10 protein-coding genes are annotated in these 13153 nt (G+C 69.2%); 3 read left to right on the top strand and 7 right to left on the bottom strand.

What is annotated here, in order from left to right; all coding sequences use genetic code 11:
• Positions 1 to 2: 2 nt before the first annotated feature.
• The 7 genes from gyrA to dnaA all read right to left on the bottom strand — a co-directional run bounded on the left by gyrA (position 3) and on the right by dnaA (position 11981).
• Positions 3 to 2618 carry a DNA gyrase subunit A gene (gyrA, locus tag ACFWBY_RS26755; RefSeq protein WP_385338536.1) on the bottom strand — a complete coding sequence of 872 codons (2616 nt, stop codon included), beginning with the start codon at positions 2616 to 2618 and terminating at the stop codon, positions 3 to 5.
• A gap of 40 nt (positions 2619 to 2658) precedes the next feature.
• Positions 2659 to 4716 (bottom strand): DNA topoisomerase (ATP-hydrolyzing) subunit B, encoded by a 2058-nt coding sequence (gene gyrB / locus ACFWBY_RS26750; RefSeq protein WP_385338539.1) that lies wholly within the window; start codon positions 4714 to 4716, stop codon positions 2659 to 2661.
• A gap of 494 nt (positions 4717 to 5210) precedes the next feature.
• Positions 5211 to 5717, bottom strand: a complete 507-nt coding sequence (locus ACFWBY_RS26745) for a DUF721 domain-containing protein (protein WP_385338602.1) — start codon at positions 5715 to 5717, stop codon at positions 5211 to 5213.
• 47 nt (positions 5718 to 5764) lie between these two features.
• Entirely contained in the window at positions 5765 to 6901 is a 1137-nt protein-coding gene (recF, locus tag ACFWBY_RS26740; protein WP_385338542.1) for a DNA replication/repair protein RecF, read from the bottom strand.
• Positions 6902 to 7063: 162 nt separating this feature from the next.
• Positions 7064 to 7939 (bottom strand): phosphogluconate dehydrogenase (NAD(+)-dependent, decarboxylating), encoded by an 876-nt coding sequence (gnd, locus tag ACFWBY_RS26735; protein WP_385338545.1) that lies wholly within the window; start codon positions 7937 to 7939, stop codon positions 7064 to 7066.
• 211 nt (positions 7940 to 8150) lie between these two features.
• On the bottom strand, positions 8151 to 9281 hold the full coding sequence (gene dnaN, locus ACFWBY_RS26730; protein WP_385338548.1) for a DNA polymerase III subunit beta: 1131 nt from the start codon (positions 9279 to 9281) through the stop codon (positions 8151 to 8153).
• Positions 9282 to 10172: 891 nt separating this feature from the next.
• Positions 10173 to 11981, bottom strand: coding sequence for a chromosomal replication initiator protein DnaA (dnaA, locus tag ACFWBY_RS26725; RefSeq protein WP_385338551.1), 1809 nt, complete (start codon positions 11979 to 11981; stop codon positions 10173 to 10175).
• Positions 11982 to 12340: 359 nt separating this feature from the next.
• On the opposite strand from dnaA, the gene rpmH reads away from it, so the two are divergent.
• The 3 genes from rpmH to yidD are packed head-to-tail and all read left to right on the top strand — an operon-like array spanning position 12341 to position 13153.
• The gene (gene rpmH, locus ACFWBY_RS26720) at positions 12341 to 12478 is read left to right on the top strand and encodes a 50S ribosomal protein L34 (protein WP_008741645.1); all 138 of its coding nucleotides are present in this window, start codon (positions 12341 to 12343) and stop codon (positions 12476 to 12478) included.
• A 22-nt stretch (positions 12479 to 12500) separates the two neighbouring features.
• Positions 12501 to 12875, top strand: coding sequence for a ribonuclease P protein component (gene rnpA / locus ACFWBY_RS26715; protein WP_385338554.1), 375 nt, complete (start codon positions 12501 to 12503; stop codon positions 12873 to 12875).
• Positions 12872 to 13153 carry a membrane protein insertion efficiency factor YidD gene (yidD, locus tag ACFWBY_RS26710; protein WP_385338556.1) on the top strand — a complete coding sequence of 94 codons (282 nt, stop codon included), beginning with the start codon at positions 12872 to 12874 and terminating at the stop codon, positions 13151 to 13153. The genes rnpA and yidD overlap by 4 nt, the downstream gene beginning before the upstream one ends.

Below are 13153 nucleotides of genomic sequence, written 5' to 3'. Positions count from 1 at the left end.
GCTTACTCCTCGTGCTCCCCAGCCGAGGGCTCCGTGCCCTCGGCGGCCTCCGCGGCCAGTCCTTCGACCACCGCGTCGGTCCCGATCTCGTTCTCGCTGTCGTCGACCTCGTCAGCTTCCTGACCGGCCTCCGCGTTGCGGGCGATACCGACGACGGCATCCCGCTTGCCCAGGTTGATCAGCTGGACGCCCATGGTGTCACGGCCGGTCTCCCGTACTTCGTTGACGCGCGTACGAATCACACCACCGCCGAGGGTGATGGCGAGAATCTCGTCCGTTTCGTGCACCACGAGCGCTCCGACGAGCGACCCGCGGTCCTCCACGATCTTCGCGGCCTTGATGCCCAGACCGCCGCGGCCCTGGACGCGGTACTCGTCCACCGGCGTCCGCTTGGCGTAGCCGCCGTCGGTCGCGGTGAAGACGAAGGTACCGGGCCGGACCACGCTCATGGAGAGCAGTTCGTCCCCTCCGCGGAAACTCATGCCCTTCACGCCCGAGGTGGCGCGGCCCATCGGCCGCAGCGCCTCGTCGGTCGCCGTGAAGCGGATCGACTGCGCCTTCCTGCTGATGAGCAGCAGGTCGTCCTCGGCGGACACCAGCTCCGCGCCGATCAGCTCGTCGTCGCTGCCGTCCTCGGTCTCCCGCAGGTTGATCGCGATGACGCCGCCCGAACGGGGCGAGTCGTAGTCCTTGAGCGCCGTCTTCTTCACCAGGCCGCCCTTGGTGGCCAGGATCAGGTACGGGGCGGCCTCGTAGTCGCGGATCGCGAGGATCTGGGCGATCTTCTCGTCCGGCTGGAAGGCCAGCAGGTTCGCCACGTGCTGGCCGCGCGCGTCGCGGCCGGCGTCCGGGAGTTCGTACGCCTTGGACCGGTAGACGCGGCCCTTGTTCGTGAAGAACAGCAGCCAGTGGTGCGTGGTGGACACGAAGAAGTGGTCGACGAGGTCGTCCTGCTTCAGCTTCGTGCCGCGCACGCCCTTGCCGCCGCGCTTCTGCGAGCGGTAGTCCTCGGTCTTGGTGCGCTTGACGTAGCCGCCGTGGGTGATCGTGACGACGATGTCCTCTTCGGCGATCAGGTCCTCCATGGACATGTCGCCGTCGAAGGGCACCAGCTTGGAGCGCCGGTCGTCGCCGAACTTCTCGACGATGGCCGCCAGTTCCTCGCTGACGATGGAGCGCTGACGCTCCTCCGAGGCCAGGATCGCGTTGTACTCGTTGATCTTCGCCTGGAGCTCGTCGTGCTCGGCGACGATCTTCTGCCGCTCCAGGGCCGCCAGGCGGCGCAGCTGCATCTCCAGGATCGCGTTCGCCTGGATCTCGTCGATCGACAGCAGGCCCATCAGGCCCTCGCGGGCGATCTCGACCGTGTTGCTGCGCCGGATCAGCGCGATGACCTCGTCGATCGCGTCCAGCGCCTTGAGCAGGCCGCGCAGGATGTGCGCCCGCTCCTCCGCCTTGCGCAGGCGGAAGCGGGTGCGCCGGACGATGACCTCGATCTGGTGCGTGACCCAGTGGCGGATGAAGGCGTCGATCGACAGCGTGCGCGGCACGCCGTCCACCAGCGCCAGCATGTTCGCGCCGAAGTTCGTCTGCAGGTCGGTGTGCTTGTACAGGTTGTTCAGCACGACCTTGGCGACCGCGTCGCGCTTCAGGACGATCACCAGGCGCTGGCCGGTCCGCGACGAGGTCTCGTCACGGACGTCGGCGATGCCGCCGACCTTGCCGTCCTTGACCAGGTCCGCGATCTTCTGCGCCAGGTTGTCGGGGTTGGTCTGGTACGGGAGCTCCGTGACCACCAGGCACTGGCGGTTCTGGATCTCCTCGACCTCCACCACCGCGCGCATCGTGATGGAGCCGCGACCGGTCCGGTACGCCTCCTCGATGCCCTTGCGGCCCACGACCAGGGCACCCGACGGGAAGTCCGGGCCCTTGATCCGCTCGATGAGCGCGTCCTGGAGCTCCTCGTGCGAGGCCTCCGGGTGCTCCAGCGCCCACTGGGCGCCGGCCGCGACCTCGCGCAGGTTGTGCGGCGGGATGTTGGTGGCCATACCGACCGCGATGCCGGCGGAGCCGTTGACGAGCAGGTTCGGGAAGCGCGCCGGCAGGACCGTCGGCTCCTGGTTGCGGCCGTCGTAGTTGTCCGTGAAGTCGACGGTCTCCTCGTCGATGTCCCGGAGCATCTCCATGGCCAGCGGCATCAGCTTGCACTCGGTGTAGCGCATCGCGGCCGCCGGGTCGTTGCCCGGGGAGCCGAAGTTGCCGTTGGAGTCCACCAGCGGCATGCGCAGCGACCACGTCTGGGCCAGGCGGACCAGGGCGTCGTAGATCGAGGAGTCGCCGTGCGGGTGGTAGGTGCCCATGACGTCGCCGACGACGCGGGCGCACTTGTAGAAGCCCTTCTCGGGCCGGTAGCCGCCGTCGTACATCGCGTACAGCACGCGACGGTGGACCGGCTTGAGGCCGTCCCGTACGTCGGGCAGGGCGCGCGAGACGATGACGGACATCGCGTAGTCGAGGTAGGAGCGCTGCATCTCCGTCTCGAGCCCGACGGGCTCGATCCGCATGACGGGCTGCTCCTCCGCGGAGTTCTCGGCGGTGGGGGTGGTTTCGTCGGCCATTGCTGGTCAGAAGTCCTTTCAGGCGGTCAGCTGAGCCGACTCAGATGTCGAGGAAGCGAACGTCCTTGGCGTTGCGCTGGATGAAGGAGCGCCGTGCCTCGACGTCCTCACCCATCAGCACCGAGAAGAGGTCGTCGGCCTGCGCGGCGTCGTCCAGGGTGACCTGGCCGAGCACGCGGTGGTCGACGTCCATGGTGGTGATGCGCAGTTCCTCGGCGTTCATCTCGCCCAGACCCTTGAAGCGCTGGATCGAGTCTTCCTTGATCCGCTTGCCGTTCTGCTTGCCGAGCTCCACCAGGGCGTCGCGCTCGCGGTCGGAGTACGCGTACTCGAAGTCGTCCCGGCCCCACTTGATCTTGTACAGCGGCGGGCGCGACAGGTACACGTGACCGGCCTCGACCAGCGGCCGCATGAAGCGGAACAGGAAGGTCAGCAGCAGGGTGTTGATGTGCTGGCCGTCGACGTCGGCGTCCGCCATCAGGATGATCTTGTGATAGCGGAGCTTCTCGATGTCGAAGTCCTCGTGCACACCGGTGCCGAAGGCGCTGATCAGCGCCTGGACCTCGGTGTTCTGCAGGATCTTGTCGATCCGCGCCTTCTCGACGTTCAGGATCTTGCCGCGGATGGGCAGGATGGCCTGGTACATCGGGTTGCGGCCCGACTTCGCGGAGCCGCCGGCCGAGTCGCCCTCGACGATGAAGATCTCGCACTTGGTCGGGTCGTTCGACTGGCAGTCGGACAGCTTGCCCGGCAGCGAGGCGCTCTCCAGCAGGCCCTTGCGACGGGTGAGGTCGCGGGCCTTGCGGGCCGCGACGCGCGCCGTGGCCGCCTGGATCGACTTGCGGATGATGTCCGCGGCCTCGTTCGGGTTCCGGTCGAACCAGTCGTTGAGGTGCTCGTGCACGACCTTCTGCACGAAGGTCTTCGCCTCGGTGTTGCCCAGCTTGGTCTTGGTCTGGCCCTCGAACTGCGGCTCGCCCAGCTTCACCGAGATGATCGCGGTCAGACCCTCGCGGATGTCCTCGCCCGCGAGGTTGTCGTCCTTCTCGCGGAGGAACTTCTTCTCGCGCGCGTAGCGGTTGACCAGACCCGTCATCGCCGCGCGGAAGCCCTCTTCGTGGGTGCCGCCCTCGTGCGTGTGGATCGTGTTCGCGAAGGAGTAGACGCCCTCGGTGTACTGCGAGTTCCACTGCATCGCGATCTCGACCGAGAGCATGCGCTCCTTGTCCTCGGCCTCGACGTCGATGACCGTCGGGTGGATCAGCTCGCCCTTGCGCGAGTTCAGGTACTTGACGAAGTCGACGATGCCGCCCTCGTAGTGGTACTTGACCGTGCGCGCCTGCTGGTCGTCGGTCTCCTCGGCGGTGTCCGCGCCCATCGTGGCCTTCGCCGACTCGCGCTCGTCCGTCAGCGAGAGGGTCAGGCCCTTGTTGAGGAAGGCCATCTCCTGGAAGCGGCGCGAGAGCGTCTCGAAGGAGTACTCGGTGGTCTCGAAGATGTCGCCGTCGGCCCAGAAGGTGACCGAGGTGCCCGTCTCGGGCGTCTCCTCGTTCTTGGCGAGGGCAGCCGTCGGGACACCGAGCTTGTAGTCCTGGGTCCAGCGGTGGCCGTCGGTCTTGACCTCGACCGCGACCCTGGTCGACAGGGCGTTCACGACGGAGACGCCGACGCCGTGCAGACCGCCGGAGACGGCGTAGCCGCCGCCGCCGAACTTGCCGCCCGCGTGCAGGACCGTCAGCACGACCTCGACGGCCGGCTTCCCCTCGGACGGCACGATGCCGACCGGGATTCCGCGGCCGTTGTCGACCACGCGCACGCCGCCGTCGGCGAGGATCGTCACGTCGATGGTGTCCGCGTGCCCGGCCAGGGCCTCGTCGACCGAGTTGTCGACCACCTCGTAGACGAGGTGGTGGAGCCCGCGCTCACCGGTCGAGCCGATGTACATGCCGGGCCGCTTGCGGACCGCGTCCAAGCCCTCGAGGACCTGGATGGCACTGGCGTCGTACGAGGAGGTGACCTCGCCGTTCTGGCCGACTGTGGACTGGTTGTCGTTGGGGTTGCCGGAATCGGCCACGAAGCGCCCTTTCTGGCACAGCACAAGCCGTACTCCGGGCCGGCAGGCATGGCAAGCGGGAGCGGCTGCGTCGATCTGCGTTTGTCAGCGGTGGTCAGCTTTACTCGACTGGATCCCGCGCATGCGCGGGATTCTCGTTCAGTCTACCGGTATCACCACCATGAATGGGCGTTTGCCGGTACCTGAGTCCTCATGTGCCGCCCTGAAACATCACTCTCCGACTCCCCATATCCAGGGAGGGGCCCAAAGAGGCTCACACGGGCATTGAGCGCTTCGGGCTGTCAACCTCCCGCTACCGTGAGGGACACCACCCGCGCAGCCGTTCGCACCGGGCGCACACCGGGTCGCGGGTCACTCGCGAGGACGCTCGCGCGGGCAGCGCGACCGGGCCCGCCACGGTCCGCCGCCAGGCTCCGCGCCGGGGCCAGCGGATCACCCCGCGCCGGTGCCCGCGGATCACCCCGGGGCGGGGCCCTGAGGCCGGCCGGCGCCCGGCGGGGCCACCGGCGCAGGCCCGGTCACCCGTAGGTGTCGCCCGGGCCCGTGCTGCCCGGCGCCCGCAACGGGCCGTACCGCTTCGGACCGCCGCCCGGCCCGTGCACCTTGAGCAGCCGGACCGTGCCCTGCCCCAGGTCCGCGTTGAGCCGCGCCACCAGCTGCGGGGCCAGCAGCTTCAGCTGGGCCGCCCACGCCGAGGAATCGCAGCGCACCACCAGCTCGCGGTCCTCGTACCGGTCCGGCACGCAGTGCGCCGCGATGTCCGGACCCACGATCTCCGGCCAGCGCTCCATCACGCCCGCCACCGCCATCGGCATCTCCCAGCCGCGCTCCGTGCGCAGCCGGTCCAGCGCCGCCATCAGCGGCATCGGGTCCCGGCCGTCCGCACGGGCGCCCGAGCGCAGGCCCGGCTGCTGCTGGCGCCTCTTGCCCGTCCCCGCGTTGCCCCGGGCGCGCGCCTGCTCCCGCGCCGCGGCCAGCGCCTGGCGCGCCAGGTCCACGCCCGAGGGCTCGGGAGCCTTGCGCACCGGATCCTGGCCGTGCCCCGACTTGTCGGCCTTGCCCGTCTTGTCGTTCACAGCCGGGTCACCTCGCCTCCGGACACCGCGTACCGCGTCCCGGCGAGCACCGCCGGGACGTCGTCGTCGACCGCCGCCGTCACCAGCACCTGCTCGCCCCGCGCCACCAGCTCCGCCAGCCGCTCCCGGCGCCGCGCGTCCAGCTCCGCGAACACGTCGTCGAGGATCAGCACCGGCTCGCTGCCCTCCGAGCGCAGCAGCTCGTAGGAGGCCAGCCGCAGCGCCAGCGCGTACGACCAGGACTCGCCGTGGCTCGCGTACCCCTTGGCCGGCATCTCGCCCAGGCTCAGCACCAGGTCGTCGCGGTGCGGGCCCACCAGGGTCACGCCGCGCTCGATCTCCTGCTTGCGGACCTCGCCCAGCGCCGCGAGCAGCACCTCGAACAGCGCCTCACGGGTGCGTGCCTCGCCCCGGTCCACGGCCTCGCCGGCCGAGGCCTTGTAGGTGAGGCCCAGCGGTCCGCCGCCGGGCGCGAGCTGCTCGTACGCCTTGTCCGCCAGCGGCAGCAGCGTCGCGATCAGGTCGAGGCGCTGGGCCAGCAGCTCCGCGCCCACGCGCGCGAGGTGCTGGTCCCACACGTCGAGGGTGGACAGGTCCATCGAGCGGCCGCCGTGCCGGCGTGCCATCGCCGCCGACTTCAGAAGGGTGTTGCGCTGCTTGAGCACCCGTTCGTAGTCCGAGCGCACCGCCGCCATGCGCGGGGAGCGCGCCGTGACGAGCTCGTCGAGGAAGCGGCGCCGCTCCCCCGGATCGCCCTTCACCAGGGCCAGGTCCTCCGGCGCGAACAGCACCGTCCGTACGATGCCCAGCACGTCGCGGGGCCTGACCTGCGAGGACCTGTTGATTCGAGCCCGGTTCGCCCGGCCGGGATTGAGCTCCAGCTCCACCAGCTGCTGCCGCTCGCCCTGGGTGACGGCGGCTCGGATGACGGCACGCTCCGCGCCCCTGCGCACGAGCGGCGCGTCCGCCGAGACGCGGTGGCTGCCGAGGGTCGCGAGGTAGCCGACGGCCTCGACGAGGTTGGTCTTGCCCTGGCCGTTGGGACCCACGAAAACCGTGACGCCCGGGTCGAGGGGAACCTCGGCCCGGGCGTACGAGCGGAAGTCGGCCAACGAGAGATGCGAAACGTGCATACGGCGCCGACCTCCCCCGGCTTCCTGCTGCTCTGCTCTGTGGAGCTGTGGTGCGGACCTGTGGATCAGCGGACCCACGGGCCCCGGGCCGGCTCCGTGGATCCACAGACTGTGGATCCACGGAGCCGGCTGTGGATTACTTCACCGACGCGGACGCCGTGATCAGTTCTTCTCGACCGCGTGCCCGCCGAACTGGTTGCGCAGCGCGGCGATCATCTTCATCTGCGGAGAGTCGTCCTGGCGGGAAGCGAAGCGCGCGAAGAGCGAAGCCGTGATCGCCGGCAGCGGCACGGCGTTGTCGATCGCGGCCTCGACCGTCCAGCGGCCCTCGCCCGAGTCCTGCGCGAACCCGCGCAGCTGCTGCAGGTGCTCGTCCTCGTCCAGCGCGTTCACGGCCAGGTCCAGCAGCCAGGAACGGATGACCGTGCCCTCCTGCCAGGACCGGAACACCTCACGGACGTCGGTGACCGAGTCGACCTTCTCCAGGAGCTCCCAGCCCTCGGCGTAGGCCTGCATCATGGCGTACTCGATGCCGTTGTGAACCATCTTCGCGAAGTGGCCGGCGCCGACCTTGCCGGCGTGCACCGCACCGAAGTCACCCTCGGGCTTGAGGGCGTCGAAGACCGGCTGGACGACCGCGACGTGCTCCTTGTCGCCGCCGTACATCAGCGCGTAGCCGTTCTCCAGGCCCCAGACGCCGCCGGAGACTCCGCAGTCCACGAAGCCGATGCCCTTGGCCGCGAGCTCCTCGGCGTGCTTCTCGTCGTCGGTCCAGCGCGAGTTGCCGCCGTCCACGACGATGTCGCCGGGCGAGAGCAGTTCGCCGAGCTCGTCGACGGTGGACTGGGTCGCCGCACCCGCGGGGACCATCACCCACACCACGCGGGGGGCCTGCAGGCTGTCCACGAGTTCCGACAGGCTGTGGACGTCCGCGAGGTCCGGGTTGCGGTCGTATCCGATGACGGTGTGGCCGGCGCGGCGGATGCGCTCGCGCATGTTGCCGCCCATCTTGCCGAGACCGACGAGACCAAGCTCCATCAGGTGGTTCCTTAAGCGTTGTGGCCGTCTGTGCCGGGGTTCGCCCCGCTGCCGGGGACATCCCTGCGCCGAGCCTACGCCGGGCCGGGGGCCCTGGCCCCACGGGCACTCCGGGCGGCCGCACGGGGCGGCGTACGAGGCTCCGCGCGCGGGCGGCGGACGCCGTCGGGCCCGGCCCCGCGGGAGCGAGACCGGGCCCGACGGGACGTCGTCAGCCGGAGAGGCGGACCGGCATGATCAGGTACTTGTAGGCCTCGTCGGCCTCGGCGTCGACCGCCGGGCGGCCGCTGAGCAGCGCCGGCTTGGTGGACGTCGTGAAGCTCAGCTGGGCGGCGGGCGAGTCGATCGCGCTCAGCCCGTCCAGCAGGAAGGTCGGGTTGAAGGCGATCGAGATGTCGTCGCCCTCCAGCTTCGCGTCGACGCGCTCCACAGCCTGTGCGTCGTCGGAGGAACCGGCCTCCAGGATCAGCACGCCCTGCTCGAAGCTGAGGCGGACCGGCGTGTTGCGCTCGGCGACGAGGGCCACGCGCTTGACGGCCTCGACGAACGGGGCGGTCTCGATCACGGCGATGGAGTTGAACTCCGTCGGGAAGAGCGTGCGGTACTTCGGCAGGTCGCCCTCGAGGAGGCGGGTGGTGGTGCGGCGGCCGGCGCCCTCGAAGCCGATGAGGCCCTCGCCCTGGCCGGAGCCCGACAGGGCGATGGTGACCGTGTCGCCGCTGGTGAGGGACTTGGCGGTGTCCAGGAGCGTCTTGGCGGGCACCAGGGCGACGGCCGAGGCGGCCGGGTCCTCGGGCTTCCACAGGAACTCGCGGACCGCGAAGCGGTAGCGGTCGGTGGAGGCGAGGGTGACGCGGTCGCCCTCGATCTCGATGCGGACACCGGTCAGCACGGGCAGCGTGTCGTCGCGGCCGGCGGCGATGGCCACCTGGGCGGCGGCGGAGGCGAAGACCTCGCCGGGCACGGTGCCGGTCGCGGTGGGCATCACCGGCAGCGCCGGGTATTCCTCCACAGGCAGGGTGTGGAGTGTGAACCGCGAGGAGCCGCAGACCACGGTCGCCCGTACACCGTCTGTGGAAATCTCCACCGGGCGGTTGGGGAGGGCGCGGCAGATGTCGGCGAGCAGCCGGCCGGAGACCAGGACGGTGCCGTCCTCCTCGACGTCCGCCTCGACGGAGACACGGGCCGAGACCTCGTAGTCGAAGCCGGAGAGGGACAGCTTGCCCTCTTCGGCCTTCAGCAGCAGGCCCGCGAGAACGGGCACCGGCGGCCGGGCCGGGAGGCTACGAGCAGCCCAGGCCACCGCCTCCGCGAGTACGTCGCGCTCCACCCGGATCTTCACCGGAAACCGCCTCCTGCTGTTGCTCGCTCGTCCTGCCGGCCTTCGTCGTCGGCTCGTCGATGCCTCGACCGATGCCGGGGACCAGTCTGACGTACGGCGCCGACAGTCGTCGCTGTCGGCGGTCAAGTCGGGAGCGAGGTGTCGGGGAGGGCGATCCACCGAGTTGTGCACAGGACCTGCTTGAAAACCGAAACCGGGCTAACTCTCTATGGGGGTAGTAGTAGGGCCTGTGGAAACGGTGGATAAGCCCGTTTTCCCAGGTCAGCCCGCGTTTTTTATCCCCACACCCTGTGGGTGGAGCCGGTGGACAACCGGGGGTATCTGTGGAGAACGAAAAGTTCTGCACAGGCCGTCCCCAGGTGACCCCCACTACTCCACAGGTGTGTCCCCAGGTTTGCCCGAGTACTCCACAGCCCAAACGTCGACTTCGGTGTGACCGCTTTCACTCGGGGCGGTGAGAGGGGGCTCCTCGTTGCCGAACAGTGGACAACGGTGTGGGGAAGTCGTCTGATCCTGTGCACAGGGCGCGGGAAGCTGTGGACCATCGGTGGACAACGCGGTGGACGGGGCTGTGGACGAAATTTCTGTCCACAGGCTGTGGATAATGGTTGCGCACAAATCCACAGGGGGCTGACCAGCCCTGATGGTGCCTCACGACAGGGGCCTGTGGACAGTTTTGTGGGTGGCGCGGGCCGTCCCCAGGCTGTGGACGGCAGAAAGTCGCCCAATCTGTGGATGAGTTGCCCCTTTGGGGGCGTATTCGAACAGACTCGGGGCGCGCGCATGAAGAAGGGCGCCCCCGAAGTGACCCGGGAGCGCCCTCTGGCGGTGCCTGACGAGGCGTGCTGACGGGTCGGCGACACCCGGCCGGGCCCTCGCACAGCGTCTTCGTCAGCCGTTCTTGATGCGGTTCGTGAGCTCCGTGACCTGGTTGTAGATGGACCGGCGTTCCGCCATCAGCGCGCGGATCTTGCGGTCCGCGTGCATGACGGTGGTGTGGTCGCGGCCGCCGAACTGCGCGCCGATCTTGGGCAGCGAGAGGTCCGTGAGCTCGCGGCACAGGTACATGGCGATCTGCCGGGCGGTGACCAGCACGCGGCTGCGCGAGGAGCCGCACAGGTCGTCCACGGTGAGCCCGAAGTAGTCCGCGGTGGCGGCCATGATGTCCGTCGCCGTGATCTCGGGCGCGCTGTCCTCGCCGCCGGGGATCAGGTTCTTCAGGACGTCCTCGGTCAGGCCGAGGTCGACCGGCTGCCGGTTCAGGCTCGCGAAGGCCGTGACCCGGATCAGCGCCCCCTCCAGCTCGCGGATGTTGCGCGAGATGCGGGAGGCGATGAACTCCAGTACCTCCGGCGGGGCGTTGAGCTGCTCCTGTACGGCCTTCTTGCGCAGGATCGCGATGCGGGTCTCCAGCTCGGGCGGCTGGACGTCGGTGATCAGGCCCCACTCGAAGCGGTTGCGGAGCCGGTCCTCCAGGGTGACGAGCTGCTTGGGCGGCCGGTCGGAGGACAGCACGATCTGCTTGTTGGCGTTGTGGAGCGTGTTGAAGGTGTGGAAGAACTCCTCCTGCGTCGACTCCTTGCTCGCCAGGAACTGGATGTCGTCGACGAGCAGGATGTCCATCTCGCGGTAGCGCTTGCGGAAGGCGTCGCCCTTGCCGTCGCGGATCGAGTTGATGAACTCGTTGGTGAACTCCTCGGAGCTCACGTACCGGACCCGGGTGCCGGGGTAGAGGCTCCGTGCGTAGTGCCCGATGGCGTGCAGCAGGTGCGTCTTGCCGAGGCCCGACTCCCCGTAGATGAAGAGGGGGTTGTACGCCTTCGCCGGCGCCTCGGCGACGGCCACCGCGGCGGCGTGCGCGAAGCGGTTGGAGGCGCCGATGACGAAGGTGTCGAAGAGGTACTTGGGGTTCAGCCGGGCGGTCGGCTCCAGCGGACCCGAGGTGGATCCGCCGGACGGGGCGGAGGGCGCGGGCCGGCTGGGCGCCTGGCGCGCGGGCTGCTGCTCGTACTGCTGCTGCTCGTACGGGCGGTTCTGGCGCTGCTGCTGGCCGTCGTAACCCTGCTGCTCGTACTTCTGCTGTTCGTAGGAGCCCTGGTCGTAGGAGGAGGGCTCGGGCTGCTGGAGGTAGCCCGGCTGCGGGGAGGCGTACGGATCGCGGTCGGGGAAGCCGCCCAGGCGGGGCTGCTGCCAGCCGTAGTCGTCCTGCTGGCCGCCGCGCGGCCAGGCGCCGGGCTCGGGCCGCTGCTGCTGGTAGTCCGGGTAGGCGGGGCGGGCGTTCGGGAGCTGGTCGTCGGCGGGTCCCGTGTGGCCGGTGCGGCCGGTGTGCCCCCCGGGCCCGGTGTGACCGCCGGGACGCTGGCCGCCATAGGGCTCGTAGGCGTCGCGGGAGGAGGGCGAGGGCGGGGCCTGGGGCGCGGGCTCGCCGGCGGAGTCGTCGACGGTGATGGCGATCCGGATGGGCCGCCCGCACTCCCGGCTGAGGGCGTCGCTGATGAGCGGGGCGAGGCGGCCTTCGAGGACGCGCTTGCCGTATTCGTTGGGGACGGCGAGCAGAGCGGTGTCGGCGACGAGGGCGAGCGGCTGGCAGCGCTCGACCCACTGCTTGTCCTTGGGCTCGATGCTGTTCTGTCCCTCCCCGAGGAGCTTCTCGAGCACCCTTGGCCACACTGCGGCAAGATCGGCAGGTACGTCAGCCACAGAGCACGCTCTCTCAGAGGGGTCCCACGAATGTGTGGTTCTTTGGGACGGTCGGGACAAAAAAACCAGGGTCGGGCAACGGTAGTCAGGCCGACGGGTACGGTTCAAGTCGTTGTCCACAGCCTGTGCACAGTGTGGGGCCCCGCCGCCTCGGTTTGACCGGATGGCGTAGCCGCGCGTACCGTAACGAGGTCGAGTTGTCGATGGCTGCTGCCGCCTGCCTACCGATGGGCGAAGATCACTGATTGTGATCGTTTAGCGGTGCCACTCGGGCGAACACGCGAGTATTCCTCCTCGTGGGCGCACGGTGACAGCCAGGCGATGTCCCGCCACAACGATTTATTCTCTGGAGCCCCCGAGTGAGCAAGCGCACCTTCCAGCCGAACAACCGCCGTCGTGCCAAGACCCACGGCTTCCGTCTCCGGATGCGTACCCGTGCCGGTCGCGCGATCCTTGCGAACCGTCGTGGCAAGGGCCGCGCCGCCCTTTCCGCGTAACTGACGGGCGGATCGTGACGTCGTGCTGTCTCCCGAAAATCGGCTGAGGCGGCGCGAGGACTTCGCGAGCGCGGTACGTCGGGGTCGTCGGGCTGGTCGCCCGCTCCTCGTCGTACACCTACGTACAAGCGGTGCAACGGACCCGCACGAGTCGGGGGAGATCGATCCCTCGACGCGTGCGGGTTTCGTCGTCAGCAAGGCTGTCGGCGGCGCCGTCGTACGCACCCGTGTCAAGCGCCGGCTGCGGCATCTCGTTCGCGAGCGACTGTCCCGGTTGCCCGAAGGTAGCCTGGTAGTGGTACGGGCTCTGCCCGGAGCGGGTGATGCCGGTTACGACGACCTGGCCCGGGACCTCGATGCCGCGTTGCTGCGGCTCTTGGGAGGCGAGGCTCGATGAAGTACCCGCTGCTCGCATTGATCAAGCTGTACCAGTGGACCATCAGTCCGCTGCTCGGGCCGGTGTGCCGCTACTACCCCTCGTGCTCGCACTACGGGTACACGGCCATCGACCGGCATGGTGCGGTGAAGGGGACGGTTCTGACCGGCTGGCGGATCTTGCGGTGCAATCCGTGGTCCCCGGGCGGTGTGGATCATGTCCCACCTCGGAAACGCCCGCGTTGGCACGAGCAGCTGCGCAGTGCGTTGCGTAGATCTCGCCATGCTCAAGGAGCCTGA

It is taken from the genome of Streptomyces sp. NPDC060049 (assembly GCF_042736715.1).
Classification (GTDB): domain Bacteria; phylum Actinomycetota; class Actinomycetes; order Streptomycetales; family Streptomycetaceae; genus Streptomyces.
This window is presented reverse-complemented; position numbering and strand designations above follow the sequence as displayed.

Bases quoted from the DNA above. Each gene is read 5' to 3' on its own strand.
- recF (WP_385338542.1), bottom strand. From the start codon at position 6,901: ATGCACGTTTCGCATCTCTCGTTGGCCGACTTCCGCTCGTACGCCCGG.
- gyrA (WP_385338536.1), bottom strand. From the start codon at position 2,618: ATGGCCGACGAAACCACCCCCACCGCCGAGAACTCCGCGGAGGAGCAG.
- yidD (WP_385338556.1), top strand. From the start codon at position 12,872: ATGAAGTACCCGCTGCTCGCATTGATCAAGCTGTACCAGTGGACCATC.
- gnd (WP_385338545.1), bottom strand. From the start codon at position 7,939: ATGGAGCTTGGTCTCGTCGGTCTCGGCAAGATGGGCGGCAACATGCGC.